The sequence below is a fragment of the Ruegeria sp. HKCCA5463 genome (genome assembly GCF_013034175.1).
Taxonomy (GTDB): domain Bacteria; phylum Pseudomonadota; class Alphaproteobacteria; order Rhodobacterales; family Rhodobacteraceae; genus Ruegeria.
In genome coordinates this window covers 23487-46026 of sequence record NZ_WQFL01000004.1, presented here as the reverse complement: position 1 = coordinate 46026, position 22540 = coordinate 23487, and the positions used below count along the sequence as shown (strand labels likewise).

The window sequence follows — 22540 nt, the reverse complement described above, 5'->3', positions numbered from 1 at the left end:
CGACCCGCCTGCTAAAGCTGAACCCGCAGTGCGGGCGATTGCGCATTACCTGCCGCAATTTCATCCCTTCAAAGAGAATGATGAATGGTGGGGCAAAGGCTTTACCGAATGGTCCAATGTCGGAAAGGCCGTTCCGAATTATCCGGGCCATTACCAACCTCATTGTCCGATTCATCTGGGTTACTACGACTTGCGGTTGCCAGAAATCATGGTCGAACAGGCGCGGATCGCGAAATCTTACGGGATAGGAGGGTTCTCCTATTACTACTACTGGTTCGGCGGAAAGACCCTGATGGAGCACCCGCTCGAACAAATGTTAGGCAATCCGGAAGTCGACATGCCTTTTTGCCTGACATGGGCAAACGAAAACTGGACACGCCGCTGGGACGGGCGGGCGCACGACATTCTTATCGCGCAGAATCATTCGATCGAGGATTCCCTGAACCTTCTCCGCCATATACGCAAATACTTTGATGATCCGCGCTACATTCGGATAGATGGGAAGCCGGTTTTCATCGTTTACCGAGCGAACATCATACCGAATATCGAGGAAACAACCGCGGCTTGGCGAAAAGAGGCAGAAAGCTGGGGCGAGCCGGACCTGTATCTCATAGCTGCCCAGACTTTCGATATCGGCGACCCCGAGAAACTGGGTTTTGACGCTGCTATGGAGTTCCCGCCGCATCAGGTAAAGCGCACCGACATCACGGATGAGATGGGGATCTACAATCCAGAGTTCACAGGAGCCGTTCTGGATTACCAGGCCGTGGTCGAGGCAGAGCTTCAAAAGCCGGAACCCCGGTACAAGCTGTTTCGGTCCTCCACGCTTTCGTGGGACAATACCGCGCGCAATCAGGATGCCCCCCGGATTATGGGGCTGTTCACGATCGATGCCTACAAGCGCTGGACGGAACATTTGTGCCGCCAGGTTCTTGCGCAGGAAAAATACAGTGCCGACGAAAAAATCGTTTTCATAAATGCGTGGAACGAGTGGGCAGAGGGGACGCATCTGGAGCCTGACCGAAGATATGGCTTTGCCTATCTTCAGGCGACCTATGACGCGTTACCCAAGAAGTCTGAAAGTCAGATCAATACGTGATGTTTCCGACCTTGAGGTTTCGCGGACCTGACGGTTGGCGCCTCCGATATCCTGACGTCACATGGTGCCCGAGGTTCCGTATCAATTCTGATCGACCCTATGATGCTGTTCCGTATCGTTCGCGCTGACGGTGCGACCTGCGATTTGGTCAAACATCCATTGTACGGCTTCGTCGCCGTCGGACCGGATATGCCGATACAGGCGAAGTTCGATCGGAGGCACTTCAACCGGCAGCCTCAACATGCGCAGCCCCATTTCACGCGCGCTGCATTCGGTCAGCGTGGCAACCATATCTGTCTTGTGCAGAATATCCCGGATGTTCAGATAACTTTGCATCTGAAGCCCGAGTTTGCGCCGTGCGCCCAGTTTGCGCAGGACGATGTCGACCGGACTCGCCCCCTGAGGCCGTGAGGAAACATGCAGATGTGTCAGCTGAAGATAACGCTCCAGCGTCAATGGGCCCGAACCCAGCGGGTGGTCGGGTCGCATGGCACAGACATAGCGGTCCTTCATGATGGTCCGGCTGATCAGATCCGAACTGTCCGGCATCGGAATGTCCGACGCGATGTCGATCGTGCCCTGCTGCAACGCCTTGCGCGTATCCCGGCGGGGAATGCGCACGAGGCTGAGTTCGACCTGGGGTGCCGTGCGCTGAAACCCGGACAAAAGCCCGGGCAGGATGATGAGGCTGTGAAGATCGACCAAACTGACCCGGAACAGCCGTTTGCTGGTGAACGGGTCGAACCGTTCACCCTGCGCCGATGCGGCTTGCAACTGGTGAAGAGCGGCTGAGATCCTGTCCGAAATGCTCTCTGCCAGGGCCGTGGGCTGCATCCCCGTGCTGGTCTTCACGAAAAGCGGGTCGTTCAGTGTCTTGCGCAACCGGGTCAGGGCGTTGCTGACGGCCGGTTGCGTGATCGACAGGCGTTCGGCAACGCGGGTCAGATTTCGTTCGGTGTAGATGGCGTCAAAAATAACAAAAAGGTTCAGGTCGATCTTGTTGAGCTTGGTCGCCATGTCATTCACCAGATTTATGCCGGCGATCATGCAAGTAAATTTCACAAATGTCATTGGGGGCGGTAAGCTGAATCGTATCCTGGCGGAATACGGAGTTTCATGCATGACCTCATCCGACCTCGAACTCGATACCGAGCGGCTTTCGACATATTTGGGGCGCCATATCGAAGGCTTCGCCGGCCCATTGTCCTATCAAAAGTTTTCGGGCGGGCAGTCGAACCCAACCTATCTGCTGAAGGCCGGTGGTTCGAAATACGTGCTGCGCCGCAAACCGCCAGGTGACCTGTTACCTTCGGCCCATGCGGTGGATCGGGAATATCGTGTTCTGAAGGCACTTCATGGCACTGCGGTTCCGGTCGCCAAACCTTACGTGCTGTGTGAGGACACGGAAGTCATCGGTTCCATGTTCTATGTCATGAGCTTCCAGGAGGGCCGTATCTTCTGGAACCCGGCGCTGCCCGAGTTGGACGTGGCCGACCATCATCCGGTGTTCGACGAAATGATCCGGGTTCTGGCCGCGCTGCATTCGGTTGACACAGGCGCCGTCGGCCTGTCGGACTTCGGCAAGCCGGGAAACTATTTCCAACGCCAATACAGCCGCTGGACCAAACAGTATCGCGCCGCAGAAACAAGTAATCTTCCCGAGATGGAACAGCTTATGGGCTGGCTGTCCCGCAACCTGCCCGATGGTGACGGTTCGGTCAGTCTGATCCACGGTGACTTTCGCATAGACAATTTTATCTTCGCTTCGGATGCCCCGCAGATCACCGCGGTTCTGGATTGGGAACTGTCGACGCTGGGCCACCCGATGGCTGATCTGGGCTATTTCTGTGTGTGTCTCAGATTGCCGCCCACCGGTCTGATCCGGGGGCTGCAAGGGCTGGATCGCGCTGCTTTGAACATCCCTTCCGAAGCTGAGATGATTGAGCGGTATTGTTCGCTGCGTGACCTGCCGGAGATTGAAAACTGGACTTTCTATCTGGCGTTTTCCTTTTTCCGGATGGCTGCGATTGCACAGGGTGTTTACAGCCGTGCGCTGGCGGGAAACGCATCGAACGAGAACGCAATGGCGTTCAAGGGGCTGGTGGCCCCTCTGGCGCAAATGGCGCTCGACGAAATCGCTGCTGCAACTCACTGAAGAGGATCACAATGGATTTTGCTCCATCGCCACGCGCCACGGAAATGCACGACCGGCTGAAAGCCTTCATGCAGGCGCATATCTATCCGCGCATTCGCGACCACAAAGAGGAAATAGAAGCCGGCAATTTCCCCGTTTCGTTCATGGAAGACCTCAAGTCGCTGGCCCGCGCCGAAGGGCTTTGGAACATGTTCCTGCCCTCCTTGCGGGATGATGAGCCCGGAACGCGGCTCAGCAATCTTGATTACGCGCCCCTGGCCGAGCTGATGGGGCAGGTGAGCTGGTCTTCGGAAGTCTTCAACTGCAACGCGCCAGATACCGGGAACATGGAATTGCTGCACATGTTCGCCACGCCCGAGCAGCGCGAAGACTGGTTGGTGCCGCTGTTGAACGGCAAGATCCGCTCGGCCTTTGCCATGACCGAACCCGACGTGGCCAGTTCGGACGCGACCAACATAACGACATCCATCCGGCGCGAGGGTGACGAATACGTCGTCAATGGCCGCAAGTGGTTCATCACCAATGCGTGCCACCCCAATACCAGACTGTTCATCGTCATGGGCAAAACCGACCCGAACGCCGATCGCCATAAACAGCAAAGCATGATCATCGTTCCAAAGAATACGCCCGGTTTGGAGATCGTGCGCAATCCGACGATCCTGAACATGCACGATCCCGAAGGCCATGCTGAACTGGTGTTCAAGGGCGTGCGCGTCCCGGTCGGCAATCTGCTGGGCGAAGAAGGCAGCGGTTTTGCGCTGGCTCAGGCGCGGCTTGGGCCCGGGCGAATTCATCATTGCATGCGCTCGATCGGGGCGGCGGAAATGGCACTGAACCTGATGGTGGAACGTGCTCAGGAACGGAAGACGTTTGGCAAGCAACTCTCGGAACAAGGCGTGATCCGTGAATGGATCGCCAAATCCCGGTTGGAAATTGAACAGGCGCGGCTGTTGACCCTGAAGGCGGCCTGGAAAATAGATCAGGTGGGGGCGAAAAAGGCCTTCCGTGAAATATCCCTGATCAAGGTCGTGGCGCCCCAGGTACATGCAAAGGTTACGGATCGTGCAATGCAGGTTTTTGGCGCAATGGGCATGACACCCGACACGCCATTGGCCGACAGTTACACTTGGGCCCGGGCGTTGCGCTATGCGGATGGACCGGATGAGGTCCATCTTCAGGCTATCGCCAAACAGGAGTTGAAGAATTCCAATTATGGGATGTCGGCGCAGTGGCTGACACCGCCTCTGCGCTAGGTCAGGGCAGGGATGGCATCACCGGACTTTTCCTGAGATCTGCAAGCCGAGTTGCCCAGTTTTCCTGGGATCCGGATACGCGGCCTGCCGCGCTATGTTCCGGCGGCAAGCAAGTCACTCGCCTTTTCTCCGATCATGATCGCGGGGGCGTTTGTGTTGCCGCTGACGATTTCCGGCATGATCGAACAATCCGCGACCCGCAGGTTTCCGATGCCGTGCACCTTTAGCGCGGGGTCAACGACTGCGGTTTCATTCGTACCCATCGCGCAGGTCCCTGTTGGGTGATAGATTGAAACGGAATTCGACCTGACCCAGTCCAGCGTGCCCTCGTAATCGTCGGTCGAAAGTTGGGATGTCGGGCGGAACTCTTCGGAAATTTTCGATGCCAGCGGATTGTGCTGTGCGATTCTGCGGGCGATGTTCACGCCGTCGACGATGGTTCGGCAATCCGTTTCCGTCGACAGATAGTTCGGAATGATCTTTACATGCTGTGATGGGTCCGGGCCGTTCAGATGCAGTTCACCCCTGCTTTCCGGCCGCAGCTGGCACACGGACATGGTAAAGGCGGAAAACGGGTGCACGCCTTCGCCGGGGCTGTCGGCGGACCAAGGCTGTACATGGAATTGAATGTCGGGTGTTTCCACGTCCGGGCGCGTTTTCATGAATCCGGTCGCAAGGCTGGCCGCCATGGTCATCGGACCGGCGCGGAACAAAGCGTATTTGAGCGCGATACGGGCCTGATTGATCAGGCTGCGCACCTCGTCATTCAATGTGGGCTCATTGCATTTGAAAACGAGACGGGCCTGCAAGTGATCCTGTAGTCTTTTGCCGACATTGGGCAAGGCATGGACCGGATCGATGCCGTTTTTCTTCAAGTGGTCCGGATCGCCGATACCCGACAGCATCAGAATCTGAGGAGAGTTGATAGCACCGCCGGACAGGATGATTTCGCGCCGCACCTTCAGGGTTTTCTCATTGCCTGCGCGATCCCGATAGACAAGTCCGGTCGCCTGTTTCCCATCCAGCGTTATGCGTGTCACCAATGCGTTCGTGATGATGTTCAGGTTTTGTCGGTTTCGAATGGGTTTCAGATACGCCACTGCCGAGCTGCACCTGCGCCCATTGCGGGTGGTCAGCTGAAAATACCCTACGCCTTCCTGATCTGCGCCGTTGTAATCCGGATTGAACGGGTATCCGGCGGCTTGCGCTGCCGCGACCCATGCGTCGCAGATCGGTCGCTGAATGCGCATGTTCGACACCGACAGCGGCCCACCGACACCGTGATACGGGTCTTCGCCGCGTTCTTGATCTTCGCTGCGTTTGAACAGAGGCAGCACGTCGTCCCAGCCCCAGCCGACATTCCCCATCTGGCGCCAGCGGTCATAATCCTCTTTTTGGCCGCGCACATAGAGCAGACCGTTCAGAGAGGATGAGCCGCCCAGCACCTTGCCGCGTGGCCAGTCGATCGAACGCCCGTTCAGGCCCGGATCGGGCTCGGTCCTGTAACACCAGTCCACCGAAGGGTTGTGCATGGTTTTGAAATAGCCAACCGGGATGTGGATCCAGGGATTGGTGTCGCGGCCGCCAGCCTCCAACAACGCGACGGTCGTGTTGGGGTCGGCGCTGAGCCGATTGGCGATGACACAGCCCGAAGACCCCGCGCCAACTACCGCATAATCCACTTCCATGACCGCCTCCTTCCAACGTCGTTGAAAAAAACTCTATGCAAGATGCAAGAAATATACTAGCCTTTTTTGATACAAAACGTCTCAATAATTGCGAACAGGGAGGTAAGCAATGGAGATTGGTCGGAAACTGAGTGGTATTTCTCGGCGGGATTTTTTTCGGGTGGCAGGGCGCTATGGCATGAGCTCGACGCTGCTTGCAGCAGGAGGGTTTGGCGGGGCAATGAGCTTGGCCAATCTGGCGCAAGCGGCGGAATCCACGTATGAAAAACGCTTTTCGAAAGAACCGAAGCACACGTTGAAATTTGGTGCGTCGGGCTTCAACACCCGCAACCTGCTAATCGAGCGCGCCGGCGCCATCGAGTTTGCACGCGACCTGGAAGAACGCACAGATGGCGAGATTCGCATCGAGTTCATCGGCGACAACCAGATTTGCGGTCAGCTGAGCTGTGTTGAGAAAACCCAGCAGGGAATCGTCGATATCTACGCGGCCTCGACACAGAATTCGGCCGGCGGTGCGCCTTATCTGAACGTTCTGGACTATGCCTATATGTTCCCCAGCCGGGCGGCGCAGTATCATTTCTTCTACAGCCCCGCCAGCCAGCGCATCCTGCGCGACCCGCTTGAAAAGCGTCACGGTCTGAAATTCCTGTTCACCCATTGTGAACTGCGCGGTCTGCAAATGGGCTCAACCTTTGCCGACAAGCCGACCGTCACCAAGCTGGAAGAGCTGTTCGGGACCAAGAACCGCGTGACGGGCACGCAGCTGGGCCGGATCGCGATGCAACTGCTGAACCTGAACCCTGTTCCGGTGGCATGGGAAGAAACGCTGGATGCGCTCAAGACCGGTCTGATCGATGGTGCGGAAACCTGGGCCTCGGCGGTGGCTTATGCGAACATGGCACCTGTGGTCTCGCAATCGGTGAACCTGAAGTTCTTCTGCGGTACCGAACACACTTCGATGTCTGCCAAAGTATTCGATGGGCTGGGCGGTGAATTGCAGGATGCCGTGATGGAGTCGTCCTACTTCACCCAGGCTCTGATTCAGGGAGCGAACGAGGCGGCACTGCTGAACACTGTCGGATTCTCGGATCCGCAATTGCCGCAAACCATTTTTGCGGAAAACGGTGTGCGCCCTGCCTTCCTGCCGGAGGACCAGATCAAACTGGCCGAAGAAATGTGTGCTCCGAACTACAACCCCGAGCCGTGGGCGCAGTGGCGCGAGCGGCTGAACAAATGGGCCGGTGGCATCGACACATACCAGGAGATCTACGACATCGCGCGCGAGATCCCCGCGGACACGCTGCCGGAAAATGTCGAGCCGCGCCGCTGGTGGAAGGGCGAGGCCTGATTAGACTGCCAGAACCGGCCCGAATGGGCCGGTTCAATCAATACCCACTGGGAGGACGGGCTTCATGTCACTTTGGGCAGACATTGGCGCAATATTCAGCGCTTTTCTCAGCCAGGATTCTTTCGAGATTCAACTTGCTCTGGAATCCGACGCGGCTTGGATCGTCGGTGCGGTCGTTGCCGCGATCGGGGGTTTGCTGGTCATGCTGATCTATCGCAAGGTGCCGTTGATCGAACGTCATCTGGAACGGTCGGTCATGGTGTATTCTTATCTTGCCATCGCGCTGATCATTTTCTGGGGCGTGATCGACCGGTTTGTCTTCAATGATCAGGAACCCTGGTCCACGACCATTCCTCCGCTTCTTTTCATGGTGATGGCCTGGTTTGGAGCGTCCTACAACGTACGCCTGCGCACGCATCTGAGTTTCAGTGAATTCCGCACCGCTATGCCCCGCGGCGGGCAATTAGCCTGCCTGTTTCTTGACGCGGTACTGTGGTTCATCTTTGCGGTGATCGTTATCGTGACCACCTCGCGACTGGTGGCGCTTTCGGCCTCGAACTTTCAGATCGTTCTGGGCACGGACAATATCATGCAGTGGTGGTTCCTGCTGGCTGCACCATTGTCATTCTTCTTGATGGTCGGTCGCGTGTTTCAGAACCTCGCCGATGATTTGCACAACTGGAAAACAGGCGAGCCGCTGATCAAGCAGGCCGTGATCGGGGCAGACTGATGACAGACGGAACACTTGTTACACTGATCTCGCTGGGGGTCACCTTTCTGTTCATGCTGGGCGTGCCGGTGCTGCTGGTCATCGGTTACTGGGTTATTGGATGTTCCTTTGTCCTTGGTCTAACGCTGGACAATATGGGGGCCGAACTGCTGAACGTCTTCAACAAGGGCTTCGCCCTGTTGGCAATGCCGCTGTTCATCCTGACCGGAGATCTGATCAACAAATCCGGTATCGCGCGAAGGCTCAGTGATTTTGCCTATGCCTGTTTGGGCTGGATACGCGGCGGACTTGCAATGGCGTCGCTGGGGGCCTGCGGGTTGTTCGCGGCGATTTCCGGGTCGAACTCCGCCACGACGGCGACCATCGGGTCGATGCTGCATCCCGAGATGGTAAAGGGCGGCTATGACGAACGGTTCAGCGCCGCGACCGCTGCTGCGGGCGGTACTGTCGGTATCATCATTCCCCCTTCGATCATCTTCATCGTCTATGGCTTTCTGATGAACCTGCCGATTTCCGAATTGTTCGTGGCCGGTATTCTGCCCGGTGCGCTGATGGTCATCGGGATGCAACTGGCATGCTGGGTCATCTGCCGCATGAACGGGTGGGGCTATCTGATCCCACTGCAATTGAACCGGGTGCTGAAAACCGCCTTTGGTGCCTGGCTCGGCTTTTTCGCCATCGGTCTTGTGCTCTGGGGCATTTATACCGGCAAGTTCTCTCCGACAGAGGCCGCCGGCGTGACCGTGGGCTTTTGTGTCATCGCGGGGCTGGTCAGCTACCCGATCAACCGCATCATGGGGGCCCGGAACGATATACCGCCAACCGAAAAGAGCTTCGCTGAAATGTTCGTGGTCGAAGGGTTCACGATCCCAGAGATCCCCTCAATCGTCATCAGGTCTGCCCAGATTACGGGTATCCTGGCCCCGTTGATCGCAATTTCGGTGGTGATGCAGCAGATCCTGTCCCTGCTTGGCGCACAGGAAACAATCGGAAACTTTGTGACCTCCATGGGGGGGTACCATGCGGTTCTGTTCACATCGATGGTGATCGTCTTCTTTTCAGGCATGGTGCTGGAAAGCCTTCCGGTCACAATCATCCTGGCCCCGATCCTTGCGCCGATCGCAGCCTCGGTTGGAATTGATCCAATCCATTTCTCGGTCATCTTCCTGGTCGGGGCGTCCATCGGGTTTATCACACCACCATACGGGCTTAACCTGTATGTCGCTTCAGGCGTGACAGGCGTGCCGTATTTCCGGTTGCTGCGCTATACGGTACCTTACTTGGCGGCCCTGCTATCCGTCTGGATATTGGTGTCGCTGGTCCCCGAACTGGCCTTGATCCTTCTGCCAAATAACTAGAATGTTGAAGGATGGCCGAGACTGATACTAAAGACAGAGAAACTCAGATTCCCACCAACCTGCGCCTGTTGCTGATCCTGGAAGAGGTGGCACGGCGCGGCGTTGCGGTCAAACCCTCGGATCTGATCGATGCATTGGGATTGGCCAAACCCACCATCCATCGTTTGCTGCAAACGGCTGAGGCAGAAGGGTTCTTGCAACGCGATCTTGACGGACGGTCCTATGGTCCGGGCAGAAGACTGCGGCTGCTGTCCGTGAATACCATGTCCGCCGAGCATTTGCGGACCGCGCGTCTCGCCATCCTGCGCGGCGTAGCCGACGAAGTGGGCGAAACATGCAATCTGGCCATCCCGGATCGCGAAGGCATGATCTATCTTGACCGAGTGGAAACAAAATGGCCGTTGCGGATTCAATTGCCGATCGGAACCCAGGTGCCGTTCCACTGCACGGCCAGTGGCAAGATGTACCTTTCCACCTTGCGTCCCAAAACTCTGAACGGGTTTCTGTCAGCCGGAAAGCTGAAAGAGCAGACCGCCCGTTCTTTGACAGAGCCGACGGCTCTGCTGAGCGAAATCAAGATCACCGCCGAGCGGGGATTTTCCACCGACGACGAAGAATTCATGGCGGGCATGGTGGCGATTGCCGTACCGGTGCAGGACGCGCAGGGCAGGCTGGTTGCCACGCTTTCAGTTCATGCCCCGACGCAACGGCATGACGTCGGCAGTCTGAAGTCATTTCTCGACACTTTGCGCCGGGGTGCAGAAAAACTGTCGCTGCTGTTGGGCGAGTAAGTGGCGCACCGGGATAATCGGCAATCGAACAACAACAGGGTTGTGTTATCAGGCCCGGACTGTGTTCCAAAGCTTCATGATCGCCGAATGCCCGCTGAGATCCACCGTGACCTGACAACTCGGGCGATTGGTTTCGCTCAGTTTCCCCAGGCGAGATTGAACGGTGGATTACGTCCTCACAAATATAGAAAACCCATGATCAGGCCGACAGTCATTCGTGGCCGTGATTTCTTGGATGCCACAAACCCATTGCGGGGTTTGTTTGTTTTCCAATAGATCGCCGGGGTACGCCAATAGGTGTCGTACCTAAGCGCCCAGCATCTCAAGAACGGCGTCGCGTTCTGACAGGACAAGCAACAAAGCAAGATCGCCCGGCTCAAGTTGTTTAAGAATCCTGGCCGCGGCCTGAGAAGGGGATTGGGCCCTTTGGATCTGATCAGCGTTGTATCCGTGCTTCAAGGCCGTCCCTTCGATCAGGTCCGGGATTTCTCCCAACGCCCGGCCTCTCAGATAGCCTTCCAGTTCGGCTGCAACGATTACGTCAGGTTGGAATTTCAAAGCCGTCGCGGTGACGTCCCGAATGTCCTGATCCGATCTGTCGCCCGCATGGCTGAGCATGATAAAGCGACGTTTTGCCGGAAGTCCTGACAGCGCATCGCACACGGCAGAGATCGAGTGCGGGTTATGTGCGAAATCTACAAAAACACGGGCGTCATGATAGTTGAACTCGTTGCAGCGCCCCGGATTGTCCTTTGCATCGGGTTTGAAACCGGCCAATCCATCCCGCACTGCCTGAAGGGGTAGGTCCAGCGCCAGAGCAAGGCACATGGCGGCCAAGGCGTTCAGGGTGTTGTATTTCGCCGCCCCGCCCATGGTCACGGGCACGTTTGACACGGCAATCACCGTCTTTTCGGAAGTGCCATCGAAAAACACGATATTTTCCTGCTGCACATAGGCGCAGCATTTGTTGGAATCGCGCGCCTCACGGATCAGATCCGCTTGTGCATCCAAGGAAAACCACCAGATATTTGCCGACGTGTTTTTTGCCTCGGCACGGACATACGCATCATCAGCGTTCAGAACCAGCACGCCACCATCGGTAAGTGTGCGATGCACGGCGAACTTCGCCTGTGCCAGTTCCGGCACGGTATTGACGCCGTACTGACCCAAATGGTCATTCGCAACATTTGTGACAGCGGCCGCCGAGGCCGCACGCGTTGGCAGACCACGGCGCAGAATACCCCCGCGGGCCACTTCAAGGCAGGCGATCTCAAGGCGCTTGTCGCGCAGCAGCATCCGGCCGCCACCCGGGCCCGAGTAATCGCCTCGGTCAAGAATGTCGTTGCCGACCCGCACAAACTCGGTCGAGGTCAGCCCTGCAACTTTGCCAGATGCCCGCGCGATCGCCTCAAGCAACCGGGTCGTCGTGGTCTTGCCATTGGTGCCGGTGATGAACGCAACTGGAATGTTGTGAAGGCTGGACCAGTCCACGTCACCAGGGACGGGCAGGGCATCAACCGGCCAGACCTGACTACCTGTACCGTGCCCGATTGAAACCTCATCGTCGTCGCACAGAATATCCACGCCATGCGCCTCGGCCGCAGCGATCAGGTCGATCAGGCGGGGATTGGCTTCTTTGGCCATAACAGCTTTGACATCGGCCACCATTTGATCAAAGTCACCGGGAGTTGCATCCAACAACTCGGCGGCACAGAAGTGCCACGCCGTCTGCACCGCGAAGATCGCCGAATACAGCTGATCCATTGGTGCGGAAATCGCCAGATTTACACCGCCAGTGAATGTGCGATGGGTCAAATCCTCATCCGTCCATCCCAGCGCGCCCAGCACTCGCCGGGCGTTTTTTTCCCACAGGGCCGAGACCGTGGATGGATCAATTCCGGTGAAAAATACATCCATCACCGCGCCGGGTTTGTTCCATAACAGGCCAGGGCCCGTCAGACGCCGGGCATCGTCGACCTGAATATGATCAGCGGTCGCGCTTATTATGGTCAGCGCGGTTTCAAGCTCTTCAATCCGGTCCATTCCGGTGCCCTCGCTCAGTCCGCGTCTTCGCTGTTTTCACGCGCCAGGCGCACACCGCGCTCGTCCCTGATCAAATTCTGATCGTTTTCGAACATGTCCTCGAAGGATGTGTCGACGGCCGTGGTCTTTGGTGCAGCCTCGGCATCTGGGGTTGCACCGTCAGAGCTGAAATAGATGATCTGTTTCCAGCAGCGCGTAGTGTCGTCGCCGAAGATTACCAACAGATCCCCCGGTACCGCTTGTTGCAGCCCAGCATTTACGGCCTCGACCTCATCCGGGATAACCGTAATGGATGCGTCGTCAACGCCATTGTCGATCAGTGCCTGACGCATCATCTGCGGTACTTCATCATGTCCTCGGCCTCTGCGGCGGTCATCGGCCTTGCAGATGAAATGGTCAAAATGCCCGGCCAGCGCGGCAGCTCCGTTGATGATATCTTCATCGCGCCGGTCGCCGGGCATGGCAACGACACACAATCGGCGACCTTTGATCTCCAATTGATCCGCCAACGCGGCCATCGCGTTGAGAGCGGCGGGGTTGTGGCCGTAATCCAGGATGACCTTGAACGGATGTTCGTCATAGACGTTCATACGCCCCGGCGCCTGGAAATAGCTGGTGTCGAAGGTGCGTAACCCATGCCGGATGTTGTCCAGATCGACCCCGAAGCTGTAGGCCATGGCGGCAGCAAACATGGCGTTTTGAACGTTGAAGATCGCTTTGCCTTCCAGTGCAGCGGGGATCAGATGCGACCAGAGGACCGGAATGTGAAGCCCGTTGTCATAGATCGTCAGCATGTCTCCGTTCATGCCTTTTTCCAGAACAATGGCCTTTCCGCCCGCCTTGATATGTTCCTTGACCAAGCTGTGGCCGGGATTGGTCGTGACGTAGAAAATCTGATCCGCCCCGGCGTAGTCAGCCATTTTCAGACAATTGATGTCATCAGCATTCAGAACCGCAGTATCCGTCGCGCTTTCCACCACCACGCGTTTCACCACGGCCAGTTCCTCGACTGTGTTTATGCCGCCAAGGCCAAGATGGTCGGCCGAAACGTTAAGGCATGCCGCCACGTTCGATCGCTGGTATCCCAGACCAGACCGCACAAGCCCGCCGCGCGCGGTTTCCATCACGGCAAAATCAACCATCGGGTCGCGCAAGACGATCTGCGCGGATTTTGGCCCGGTCATGTCACCCTTGACGCTCAGCTTACCATCGACATAGACCCCGTCGGTCGAGGTCATGCCAACGGTTTTGCCGCTGGTCTTCATAATATGGCCCAGCATTCGGGACGTCGTCGTCTTGCCGTTGGTGCCGGTGATCGCCGCGATCGGAATGCGGGTTTCCTCATTGGCTGGAAACAGCATGTCGATCACTTTGCCGGCTACATCGCGCGGTTGTCCTTCGGATGGCGCCACATGCATGCGGAAACCGGGTGCTGCGTTCACTTCGACAATGGCACCGCCGATGTCCTTGTAGGATTTGGTGATGTCATCGATCAGGAAATCGACGCCGCCAACATCCAGCCCAACCGCCATTATGGCTCGTTCCGCCATGTCGCGGTTGTCGGGATGGACCACATCTGTCAGGTCGATCGCAGTGCCGCCGGTCGAAAGGTTTGCCGTCGAACGCAGATAGAAAATTTCACCGTCCGGCAAGACGGTCTCTTCGGTTACGCCTGCGGCATCCATAAGGCGCCTGGCCTGAGTATCGATCTCGAGCATGGTCAGTACTTTTTCATGCCCGATGCCCCGGCGCGGGTCTTCGTTCACGATATCGACCAACTCGGCAATCGTGTGCGTACCATCACCGACCACATGGCCTGGAACCCGTTTTGCCACCGCAACAAGCTTGTTGTTCACCACAAGCATCCGGTGATCGAACCCGGTGACAAAGCTCTCCACCAGAATGGCGCGGCTGCGGGAATGTTCCTTTGCTTCGGCGAAGCCAGCCTCGACCTCTTCATCCGAGTTCAAATTGATCGAAACGCCCCGCCCATGATTGGCGTTCAATGGTTTGACGACCACCGGATGGCCAATGCGCGCCGCAGCACGCACAGCTTCGCGGGCGGAATAGACCATGCGCTGCTGTGGAACCGGCAGGCCAAGATCGTTCAGCAGGTTGTGGGTATCTTCCTTATCGCAGGAAATCTCGACCGAGATATGTTTGGTCTCGGATGTAATCGTCGCCTGAATGCGTTTCTGGTATTTGCCGTGCCCGAATTGCACCAGCGAGCCAGAGTTGAGTCTGATCCAGGGAATGTCGCGTTCTTGCGCCGCCTTGACCAGCGACCCGGTCGACGGGCCGAATTCCTTGCGCTGTGCGCGCAGAACAAAGCTGCGCAGTTCGTCGTCCCAGTTAAAGTCCGGGTCGAAATCGTAATCTACCTGATCTTTCAGGGATTGAGGCAACAGATGCATCAGCAACCGCATTGCCAGCTTCCCTGCGTCCAGCCCAACGTCGCGCTGACGGTATTCATACACCATGTTGTACTGGCCCGGCTCACCTGTGCCGCGTGTCCGGCCAAAGGTCACGTCAGTGCCCGCTACGTTCTGAACTTCGATGGCACAGTGTTCCAGAACGTGACCCAGCCAAGTGCCTTCGTCTTCACGCAGACGGCGGATGAAACCTCCGGGTTCGCGGTAGGAACAGCCATGCTCCGCAAGGCCAGGAAGCGCTTCGATCAGCGCGTCGATAAACTCGGAACCAATTTTTGCCGATGGCCACTCTTCCAGAATACCCAGGTCGATGACGTGGCGAATAACGGGGAAACTTGCCCAGACATTCGGGCCGACAAAGACATTGGTCGAGATTATTTTCATGAGGCTCCCCGTTGGTTAGCTTTTGTTCCCCCCGTTTGCGGCCTCTTCCCCGGAAAAATCCGGCAAGGTGCAGAACGCCAGATGCTCATCCGGCGGAAAAGCCTGGCGAGCCGTCAGGTCATAACGGCACCCTTCACCCAGAACGTCAAGCCGAAGTCCCAGAAGGCTAAGCGCTTCGCCCCGCCGGGCATCCCACATTGATGAATGAGTCAACTGGCTGGCATCCACGACAGTAACCGAGCCGCTGCCGATGACTTCAAAGACATTGTCGGGCCCAATGAAGGCGGCCGTATCTTCGTCAATTCCCAAACCAATCAAAAATGGGTTGAAAGATGAAGCCGTTAGCAGGCGACCCAGACGGTTACGCTGGGTGAAATGTTGATCGATGATGACGGCATTGGTCAGGCCCATACCTGGTGCAAGTGTAATGTTGCCTTCCGCCGGAGCCGAGTTGCTGCTGCCACCGGCAACCATGTGTTCAGACATGATCGAAGCACCCGCCGAAGTTCCGGCAACCGGAACACCGGCTGCATTCCGCTGGCGGATTTTTTGGGCGACCAGAGTTCCCCCAAGAATCGCTGACAGGCGCAACTGGTTTCCACCTGTCATGAAAACTCCGGTCGCTCGATCAAGCATCTCGACATACTCGGGGTTGTCGCAATCCGCCCTGCGCGAGATAGGCAGGAACTCTACTTTGCCCGCACCCAGTTCGGAAAAGATACGGTTATAATCGGGCCCGGTTTCTTCCAGCATCGAGGCTGTCGGGATCACGACGATGTCGGCATCGCTGCCGCCAGAAAGCTCAACGAACTTGCGATGGATCTGCATTTCCTTGACGCGATCTTCGCCGCCCCCGATCGGGATAATGAACCCGCGTGGGGTCTCTGCATCAATGGGTGCAGGGCACATGTCTTAACTACCTTCCGGTGCTGAAGCGGGCAGTCATCGGGGACCGCGCGGACGCTTTGAACTGTTCATGCATGCCACGTCGGGCTATCGGGCTTTAGCGGACATGCTGCTCCCCCCCGGCCATCACATGCCGTACAGCAAGGTTTTCGTCAAGAACCACCAGATCGGCGTCCAATCCCGCCTTCAGACGCCGTTTGCTATACGGTTCTAGCACATCGGCCACGTTCGAGATGAACAGCCCCAGCGCACCGAACAGGGTCATTCCCCGATCTATGAGGTGGCGCAAAGCCTCGGAGGGTCTCCTACCGAAACGCGTCGGATGGCCATCATGGAAACGATACGCGCGTTGCCGCCGCCCTGGCGACATTCACGACAACCCATCTGCATCGAAACGACCGCCGCAGCGTCTACATCGAAACCCGCGGCCTGAACACTGCTTCAACATATAGGAAAAAACAAACACCCGGGACTGGTCGTCCCGGGTGGTGTTTTTGCGGGCTATTCAAGTTTTTTGCCCGACAACTATCCAGCGACACTCAGATGTCGAATTTGACGCCCTGGGCCAGTGGAAGTTCGGCAGAGTAATTCACGGTGTTGGTCTGTCGGCGCATATAGGCTTTCCACGCGTCCGAACCGCTTTCGCGCCCGCCGCCGGTTTCCTTCTCTCCGCCAAAGGCGCCACCGATCTCTGCCCCTGAGGGCCCGATATTGACGTTGGCAATTCCGCAATCGGATCCGGCTGCGGACAGGAACTGCTCGGCCTCGCGCATGTTCAGGGTAAACACGCAGGATGAAAGGCCTTGCGGTACGTCATTCTGAAGCTCTACCGCGTCGTCGAAATCGTCATAGCCCATGACGTATATGATCGGCGCAAAGGTTTCGGTTTTCACGGTCGCGGTCTGACCCGGCATTTCGACAATCGCAGGTTCCATGTATACGCCTGCCGGAACGCCTTCGGTAACGCGGTTGCCGCCGAACACCGAACCGCCTTCCGCTTCGGCCGCTTTCAAAGCCGCGGTCATCGCCGCGCCCGCCGCTTCGTCCACAAGCGGTCCAACCAACGTGCCGTCTGTCAGAGGATTGCCGATGGGCAGACCCGAATAGGCTTTTTTCAGACGGCTCACCAGTTCTTCGCGGATCGAGTTGTGCACGATCAGGCGACGCAGCGTGGTGCAGCGTTGACCGGCGGTACCAACTGCCGAAAAGACAATCGCGCGCACAGCCATCTCCAAATCAGCCGAAGGGCCGACGATCATTGCGTTGTTGCCACCCAGTTCCAGAATGCACTTGCCAAAGCGCTGTGCGACGATGGGGGCGACAGCACGGCCCATGCGGGTCGATCCCGTGGCCGAGATCACCGGAACATCTTCACTGGCCACCAGTCTTTCTCCCAGATCGGCGCCACCGATAAGCGTTTGCAGAAGACCGTCCGGCGCATCGCCAAACCGGGCCAGGGCGCGTTCGAAAACCTTTTGACAGGCCAGCGCCGTCAGCGGGGTTTTTTCGGACGGTTTCCAGATCACCGGATCACCGCATACGAGGGCCAGAGCAGCATTCCACGACCAAACCGCGACAGGGAAATTGAACGCGGAAATCACACCAACCGGGCCAGCAGGATGCCAGGTTTCCATCATCCGGTGGCCTGGACGTTCGGACGCGATGGTCAGACCATAAAGCTGACGCGACAGGCCGACGGCAAAGTCACAGATGTCGATCATCTCCTGCACTTCGCCCAGACCTTCCGAGGTGATCTTGCCTGCTTCCCAACTGACCAGAGCACCCAGATCATCCTTGGCCGCGCGCAGCTCTTCACCCAACAGGCGGATCAGTTCACCCCGGCGCGGGGCGGGGACCACGCGCCATTCCCTGAACGCGGCCTTTGCACGGGAAAAGATGGCGTCCATGTCCGAGATCGGCGTCTCGTGCACTTCGGCCAGCAGGCTTCCGTCAATCGGCGACGTGACCTTGAGCGTGCCGCCTTTGAGTTGGGCCTCGGTCAGATCCAGGTTTGCAAGCGTGGTTTGGGCTGTCATTACGATGTCTTTCATATCTCAGGCCGCCTTGTTCTGTTCGGTGACGTCGCCAGCGCGATACAGCTGGCCAAACTCAGTGTTGAGGAAATCGTCCAGCTTGACCTGTTCCTGCCGGACAAAGCCTTTCGAGGGCAGCGCTCCGATCCGCATCAGATCGACCACCCCCAGCACGCCTGCGGCGGTCGTGACCTGAATGGCGCTCCAGACCTGTCCATTGATGGTGCGGGCAAAGGATTTGTTGATCAGGGACTTTTCGCGCAGCACGCCACCAATGACGCCTTTTGCGGTGCAATATACCAGTACCACGTCCTGATCGGTGCGGGGCAGGGCGGCCTCGAATATCTCTTTCAGCAGGTCGCGGCGGCGTTCCAGTCCCAGATCGTTCAAAAGCAGCTTCAGGATATCGCAATGACCCGGATAGCGGATCGAACGATAGGACACATCCCGCGCCTTGCCCTCCAGCGTTTCCGGCAACGTGCCCAGACCGCCAGAGGTATTGAAGCATTCGTATTCCACGCCGTCATGGCCCAGAATCTCGTAGTTCTCCAACGGCGCGGTCTTGACCAGCTTGCCGTTCACGATGGCATCGCATGGGTTGCAATATTCGTTGATCAACCCGTCGGTGGACCAGGTCAGGTTGTATTTCAGCGCGTTGGTCGGATAAAGCGGCAATGCCCCCACCCGCATGTGCAGGCTGTCAATCTCGTCAAACTCCGCCGCCAGCGACGCTCCGGCGATGCCGACAAAACCTGGCGCCAGACCGCATTGCGGCATAAACGCAGTTGCGCTGTCCCCGGCCAGTTCACGTACCGCATTCGTGGCCGCAACATCTTCGGTCAGGTCGAAATAATGCGCGCCCGCCGCTTTGGACGCTTTGGCGATCGAAGGGGTCAAGAAGAACGGCGCTGCCGAGATGACTGCGTCGAAACCCGTCAGTTCCCGGGCCAGCCCGTCCGCGTCATTGGCATCGATCTGTCTGGTTCCAATGCCCATCTTCGAGATATCACCAAGCGCTTTCAGATCATGATCAGCGACCGTCACAGAGTAATTCGGCGACCCTTTCAACAGGGTTGCAATCATCTGTCCGATCTTTCCAGCGCCGACAACGCACACATTCCAGGACATAAAGATCTCCGCTGTTTCCCATCCTGTCCCAAGCGTGACGCGCGGCCACGACAATTCATAGGTGCCAATTTGACGAATTGATGTAGATGGTTGTCATATTGCCGGAAAAAGAGATATTTTATCGGAATCGCAATTGCCGGCCATGCGTCGCGACAGGTCCTGCCACGTACCAACGTGGCCTTTGTCCCGATAATGCCGTGACCTTTTGTCTTGTGGCGCCCGACACCTGTGAAGCTCCTCGTTCTTGTGCGATTCCAAGCACTTGTGTTCTGACTTCCGGGCGCAACGGTCCGGTGATCTTGCAAGGCGACTGATCCGCTTCCATCCGGGCCTCGGTGCGCTTCCAAGTATGCCTCACACGCGGATTTTTGAGCGATGTTTCTCGTTTGCGACATGGCTTGGTCAAATCGAACAACTTCTTGGCATTGCTCGGCTGCATGGTACGCGCAGCGGTCGCCGGAGAAGGCTGTGAAGCTCGGCCGTGGCCGCCTTGTCGCATGTTGAACAAGGGCAGGTGTTGCATTGATCGCGTTATGTCCCAAGCCTGAAAACTCAGCCTGTTCCGGAAAGGGCGTTGTGACCTCTTGCCTGCACGCCGCTTCGCAACAAACACACCAAACACCCGGGGAGGGTCACAACGGATGACTGCAAGGCAGCTCGATCATATTCGTGTCCTCGATTTTGGCCAGTACCTGGCTGGTCCACTGGTTGGCATGATGCTTGCTGATTTGGGGGCAGAGGTGATCCGCATCGACCCGCCCGGTGGCCCGCGATTGAAAGAACCGGCCACAGACATGCTGTCACGCGGCAAAACCGCCGTGACGATCGACCTCAAATCCGAAGGGGGTTTGCAGGTCGCGCGCGAATTTGTGGCGCGGGCTGACGTGGTGATCGAGAACTTCCGGCCCGGCGTGTTGGAGAGGCTGGGCCTGGGTCCGAAAGCTCTGCGCGACATAAATCCGCGCATCGTGTCATTGTCATTGCCGGGGTTTGCCTCAAATGATACCGCGCTGGCCGATCTTCCGGCGTGGGAAGCCGTGATCGCGGCCCGTACCGGGCAATTCACGGATATGGGGCTGAACCGGCGCCTGATGGGCATCAACCCATCCTTTTCACCTTTGACGCTGGCATCCGCCTATGGCGCTTCATTCGGCGCGATGGCCGTGCAGTTCGCTTTGGCTGCACGTGACCGAAACGGAGGCGATCACATCGAGGTGCCTCTGGCTTCGGCTTTGCTGGAAGGGTTGGTGTATAACTGTGAGCAGATTGAAGACTATCCCGAACGCTACAAGTCCCCTCGCGAAGTGGAACTTGACAGGCGCACAGCCGAAGGCTTGCCAACGGATCTGAGCTTTGCGGAACTGGAAGAGTTCCTGGACCCTTTCTATCGAACTTATACCTGCGCCGACGGGCGTGGGTTCTATGTGGTGGCGGGCAGTGTGAAAACACATCCCCGGCGAGTGTTGGAGACGCTTGGCCTCAAACACCTTGCCGATCAATTGCCGGACTTCGATGCCTATCTCGATACCGCAGACTGGCCGGATGAATGGTCGCTGCGCAACTACCCCGTCGGAGCAAGGGATCGCGCGCGTGTGTCCAACGCGATGAAAAAGGCGTTTCTGACAAGGCCCTCTCATGAGTGGGAAGCCCTTTTCGGGTCTGCCAAGGCGCCCGGAACGGCGCAACGGTTCAGCAAGGAATGGCTGGCCGATCCGCACGCTTTGGCCTCGGGTCTGGTGTTGGAGGTAGAGGACCCGCGTCATGGGAAGATGCAGCAGATGGGAAATGTTGCGTGGCTTGCGGATGATGGCGCTGCGCTGGTCAAAATACCGGGCCCCGATCCCGATGACGCACCCGTTTCAACGATACTTGCTGAACCACCGCGCAGCGGGCCACCAGCCGCAAGCGGCCAGGGCTGGCTGGAGGGGTTGAAGGTGCTGGACCTGACCAACGTGATCGCCGGTCCGACGATCGGGTCCACGCTGGCGCGATTTGGCGCTCAGGTGACTTCCGTTCAGCCGGCCGAGCCATCAGTCGATCCGTGGAACACCGTGGTTTTCGGCTTGCACGCACACCGTGGAAAACAAAGCGTTTTGCTGAACCTGAGCTCGGATGACGGGAAGCAGGCGTTGCGACGGCTCATCGACTCCTCGGATGTCATCACCATGAACGGCACGGATGAGCAGCGCGATTCCCTGGGGTTGAGCGAGGAAGAGTTGGCGGCGATCAACCCCCGCCTCATACTGGTGCAACTCGATGCCTTTGGTGGGCCTGCGAGCGGACCCAAATCGGACCATCTGGGGTATGACGACCTGGCGCAGGCGGCGACAGGGGTCATGGTGCGTTTTGGCGGTGGCATGGCCACGCCCGAAGAACATGCGCATTTCGGTACCATTGACGTTCTGACCGGCTATTGCGCATGTGTTGCGCTTGGTGCGGCCCTGCTGAGATTGCAGAAAACCGGCAAAGGCGGGATTGCGCGGGCGGCGTTGGCGGCGGCCGGCAACCTCATTCAGGCGCAGTTGATGTATGATTTCGAAGGCCGCGCGCCCTTTGACGAACCAGCCGGGCGCGCAGCTATGGGGTGGGGACCATTCTACCATTGTTACCGCGCGGCGGACGGGTGGATGTTCTTTGCCGCACCCACCGAACAACGCGAAGCCCTGCGCCGTGTCTCGGACCTCGCCAGCGTGGCCGATACACCGGAGAAGGAATTGCCGGATGCGCTTGCGGATCATTTTGCAAGGCAACCTGTTGATTATTGGCAAAAGGCGTTTTCCGGTTCCGCCAGCACTGTCATGCCTCTGGGATCGCTGCATGACACGCGCGACGCCGTGTTGCAGCCGGAAAGTGCCGGGAATATCGACCTGACGCGGGGAACGTTCAGCGTCATTCGGCATGACATGCATCCTATGGGCCGGTGGTGCGATCTGGTTGCACCAAACGCTGTGCGACCCGAACGCGCCCGGATCGTCATTCCCGGACCGATGCCGAAATACGGCGCGGATACACGCAGCATTCTGCGAAGCGTCGGTTATGCAGATGAGGATATCGACGCGATGATCTCTGCTGGATCGGCCGCCGAAAGCTGGTCGGAAAAGTACTTGCCCGAGTAGTCGACCAGCCACAGATGGCTCGGAAATCAAGAAGATATGCCATCCGCCGCCGCAGGCACGGGGTCCCCGGCCCGGC

At 57.8% G+C, this 22540-nt stretch carries 16 protein-coding genes; 8 read left to right on the top strand and 8 right to left on the bottom strand.

Going from position 1 to position 22540, the window contains the following annotated elements:
* Window positions 1–28 precede the first annotated feature (28 nt).
* Window positions 29–1099, top strand: a complete 1071-nt coding sequence (locus GOW09_RS10220; RefSeq protein WP_217360268.1) for a glycoside hydrolase family 99-like domain-containing protein — start codon at window positions 29–31, stop codon at window positions 1097–1099.
* Window positions 1100–1180: 81 nt separating this feature from the next.
* Here the strand turns inward: GOW09_RS10220 and GOW09_RS10215 are convergent, their stop codons facing one another.
* Entirely contained in the window at window positions 1181–2170 is a 990-nt protein-coding gene (locus tag GOW09_RS10215) for a LysR family transcriptional regulator (RefSeq protein WP_217360267.1), read from the bottom strand.
* Window positions 2171–2219: 49 nt separating this feature from the next.
* On the opposite strand from GOW09_RS10215, the gene GOW09_RS10210 reads away from it, so the two are divergent.
* Both GOW09_RS10210 and GOW09_RS10205 read left to right on the top strand, forming a co-directional pair.
* Window positions 2220–3254: a phosphotransferase family protein gene (locus tag GOW09_RS10210; protein ID WP_171117974.1), complete on the top strand. Its 1035-nt coding sequence runs from the start codon at window positions 2220–2222 to the stop codon at window positions 3252–3254.
* 11 nt (window positions 3255–3265) lie between these two features.
* Window positions 3266–4507, top strand: a complete 1242-nt coding sequence (locus tag GOW09_RS10205) for an acyl-CoA dehydrogenase family protein (RefSeq protein ID WP_171117972.1) — start codon at window positions 3266–3268, stop codon at window positions 4505–4507.
* Window positions 4508–4599: 92 nt separating this feature from the next.
* Here the strand turns inward: GOW09_RS10205 and GOW09_RS10200 are convergent, their stop codons facing one another.
* Complete coding sequence (locus tag GOW09_RS10200; RefSeq protein ID WP_171117970.1) at window positions 4600–6195, bottom strand: GMC family oxidoreductase; 1596 nt, start codon at window positions 6193–6195, stop codon at window positions 4600–4602.
* A 109-nt stretch (window positions 6196–6304) separates the two neighbouring features.
* Between GOW09_RS10200 and GOW09_RS10195 the strand changes: the two genes are divergently transcribed.
* The 4 genes from GOW09_RS10195 to GOW09_RS10180 all read left to right on the top strand — a co-directional run bounded on the left by GOW09_RS10195 (window position 6305) and on the right by GOW09_RS10180 (window position 10422).
* Window positions 6305–7543, top strand: coding sequence for a TRAP transporter substrate-binding protein (locus tag GOW09_RS10195; RefSeq protein ID WP_152460475.1), 1239 nt, complete (start codon window positions 6305–6307; stop codon window positions 7541–7543).
* A gap of 64 nt (window positions 7544–7607) precedes the next feature.
* Window positions 7608–8273 (top strand): TRAP transporter small permease, encoded by a 666-nt coding sequence (locus GOW09_RS10190; protein WP_152460474.1) that lies wholly within the window; start codon window positions 7608–7610, stop codon window positions 8271–8273.
* Window positions 8273–9631 (top strand): TRAP transporter large permease, encoded by a 1359-nt coding sequence (locus tag GOW09_RS10185; protein WP_171117968.1) that lies wholly within the window; start codon window positions 8273–8275, stop codon window positions 9629–9631. The genes GOW09_RS10190 and GOW09_RS10185 overlap by 1 nt, the downstream gene beginning before the upstream one ends.
* Window positions 9632–9642: 11 nt before the next feature.
* Window positions 9643–10422 carry an IclR family transcriptional regulator gene (locus GOW09_RS10180; RefSeq protein WP_171117966.1) on the top strand — a complete coding sequence of 260 codons (780 nt, stop codon included), beginning with the start codon at window positions 9643–9645 and terminating at the stop codon, window positions 10420–10422.
* A gap of 306 nt (window positions 10423–10728) precedes the next feature.
* On the opposite strand, the gene GOW09_RS10175 is transcribed toward GOW09_RS10180, so the two are convergent.
* From GOW09_RS10175 to GOW09_RS10150, 6 genes are all read right to left on the bottom strand, one after another.
* Window positions 10729–12465: a Mur ligase family protein gene (locus GOW09_RS10175; RefSeq protein ID WP_171117964.1), complete on the bottom strand. Its 1737-nt coding sequence runs from the start codon at window positions 12463–12465 to the stop codon at window positions 10729–10731.
* Window positions 12466–12479: 14 nt separating this feature from the next.
* Window positions 12480–15281 (bottom strand): cyanophycin synthetase, encoded by a 2802-nt coding sequence (cphA, locus tag GOW09_RS10170; protein ID WP_171117962.1) that lies wholly within the window; start codon window positions 15279–15281, stop codon window positions 12480–12482.
* Window positions 15282–15296: 15 nt separating this feature from the next.
* A complete protein-coding gene (locus GOW09_RS10165) occupies window positions 15297–16190 on the bottom strand; it encodes a cyanophycinase (RefSeq protein ID WP_171117959.1) in 894 nt (297 codons plus the stop codon).
* A 94-nt stretch (window positions 16191–16284) separates the two neighbouring features.
* Window positions 16285–16452 carry a hypothetical protein gene (locus GOW09_RS10160; protein WP_171117957.1) on the bottom strand — a complete coding sequence of 56 codons (168 nt, stop codon included), beginning with the start codon at window positions 16450–16452 and terminating at the stop codon, window positions 16285–16287.
* Window positions 16453–16726: 274 nt separating this feature from the next.
* Window positions 16727–18223, bottom strand: a complete 1497-nt coding sequence (locus tag GOW09_RS10155) for an aldehyde dehydrogenase family protein (RefSeq protein WP_171118444.1) — start codon at window positions 18221–18223, stop codon at window positions 16727–16729.
* A gap of 18 nt (window positions 18224–18241) precedes the next feature.
* A complete protein-coding gene (locus tag GOW09_RS10150) occupies window positions 18242–19348 on the bottom strand; it encodes a saccharopine dehydrogenase family protein (RefSeq protein WP_171117955.1) in 1107 nt (368 codons plus the stop codon).
* Between the two features lie 641 nt (window positions 19349–19989).
* Here GOW09_RS10150 and GOW09_RS10145 point away from each other — a divergent pair.
* Window positions 19990–22464: a CoA transferase gene (locus GOW09_RS10145; protein ID WP_171117952.1), complete on the top strand. Its 2475-nt coding sequence runs from the start codon at window positions 19990–19992 to the stop codon at window positions 22462–22464.
* Window positions 22465–22540 lie beyond the last annotated feature (76 nt).

Coding starts and splice junctions, on each gene's coding strand:
- GOW09_RS10195 (WP_152460475.1), top strand. CDS start 6,305: ATGGAGATTGGTCGGAAACTGAGTGGTATTTCTCGGCGGGATTTTTTT.
- GOW09_RS10185 (WP_171117968.1), top strand. CDS start 8,273: ATGACAGACGGAACACTTGTTACACTGATCTCGCTGGGGGTCACCTTT.
- GOW09_RS10200 (WP_171117970.1), bottom strand. CDS start 6,195: ATGGAAGTGGATTATGCGGTAGTTGGCGCGGGGTCTTCGGGCTGTGTC.
- GOW09_RS10210 (WP_171117974.1), top strand. CDS start 2,220: ATGACCTCATCCGACCTCGAACTCGATACCGAGCGGCTTTCGACATAT.
- GOW09_RS10160 (WP_171117957.1), bottom strand. CDS start 16,452: ATGACCCTGTTCGGTGCGCTGGGGCTGTTCATCTCGAACGTGGCCGAT.
- GOW09_RS10215 (WP_217360267.1), bottom strand. CDS start 2,170: ATGACATTTGTGAAATTTACTTGCATGATCGCCGGCATAAATCTGGTG.
- cphA (WP_171117962.1), bottom strand. CDS start 15,281: ATGAAAATAATCTCGACCAATGTCTTTGTCGGCCCGAATGTCTGGGCA.
- GOW09_RS10180 (WP_171117966.1), top strand. CDS start 9,643: ATGGCCGAGACTGATACTAAAGACAGAGAAACTCAGATTCCCACCAAC.
- GOW09_RS10165 (WP_171117959.1), bottom strand. CDS start 16,190: ATGTGCCCTGCACCCATTGATGCAGAGACCCCACGCGGGTTCATTATC.
- GOW09_RS10205 (WP_171117972.1), top strand. CDS start 3,266: ATGGATTTTGCTCCATCGCCACGCGCCACGGAAATGCACGACCGGCTG.
- GOW09_RS10175 (WP_171117964.1), bottom strand. CDS start 12,465: ATGGACCGGATTGAAGAGCTTGAAACCGCGCTGACCATAATAAGCGCG.
- GOW09_RS10155 (WP_171118444.1), bottom strand. CDS start 18,223: ATGACAGCCCAAACCACGCTTGCAAACCTGGATCTGACCGAGGCCCAA.
- GOW09_RS10190 (WP_152460474.1), top strand. CDS start 7,608: ATGTCACTTTGGGCAGACATTGGCGCAATATTCAGCGCTTTTCTCAGC.
- GOW09_RS10150 (WP_171117955.1), bottom strand. CDS start 19,348: ATGTCCTGGAATGTGTGCGTTGTCGGCGCTGGAAAGATCGGACAGATG.
- GOW09_RS10145 (WP_171117952.1), top strand. CDS start 19,990: ATGACTGCAAGGCAGCTCGATCATATTCGTGTCCTCGATTTTGGCCAG.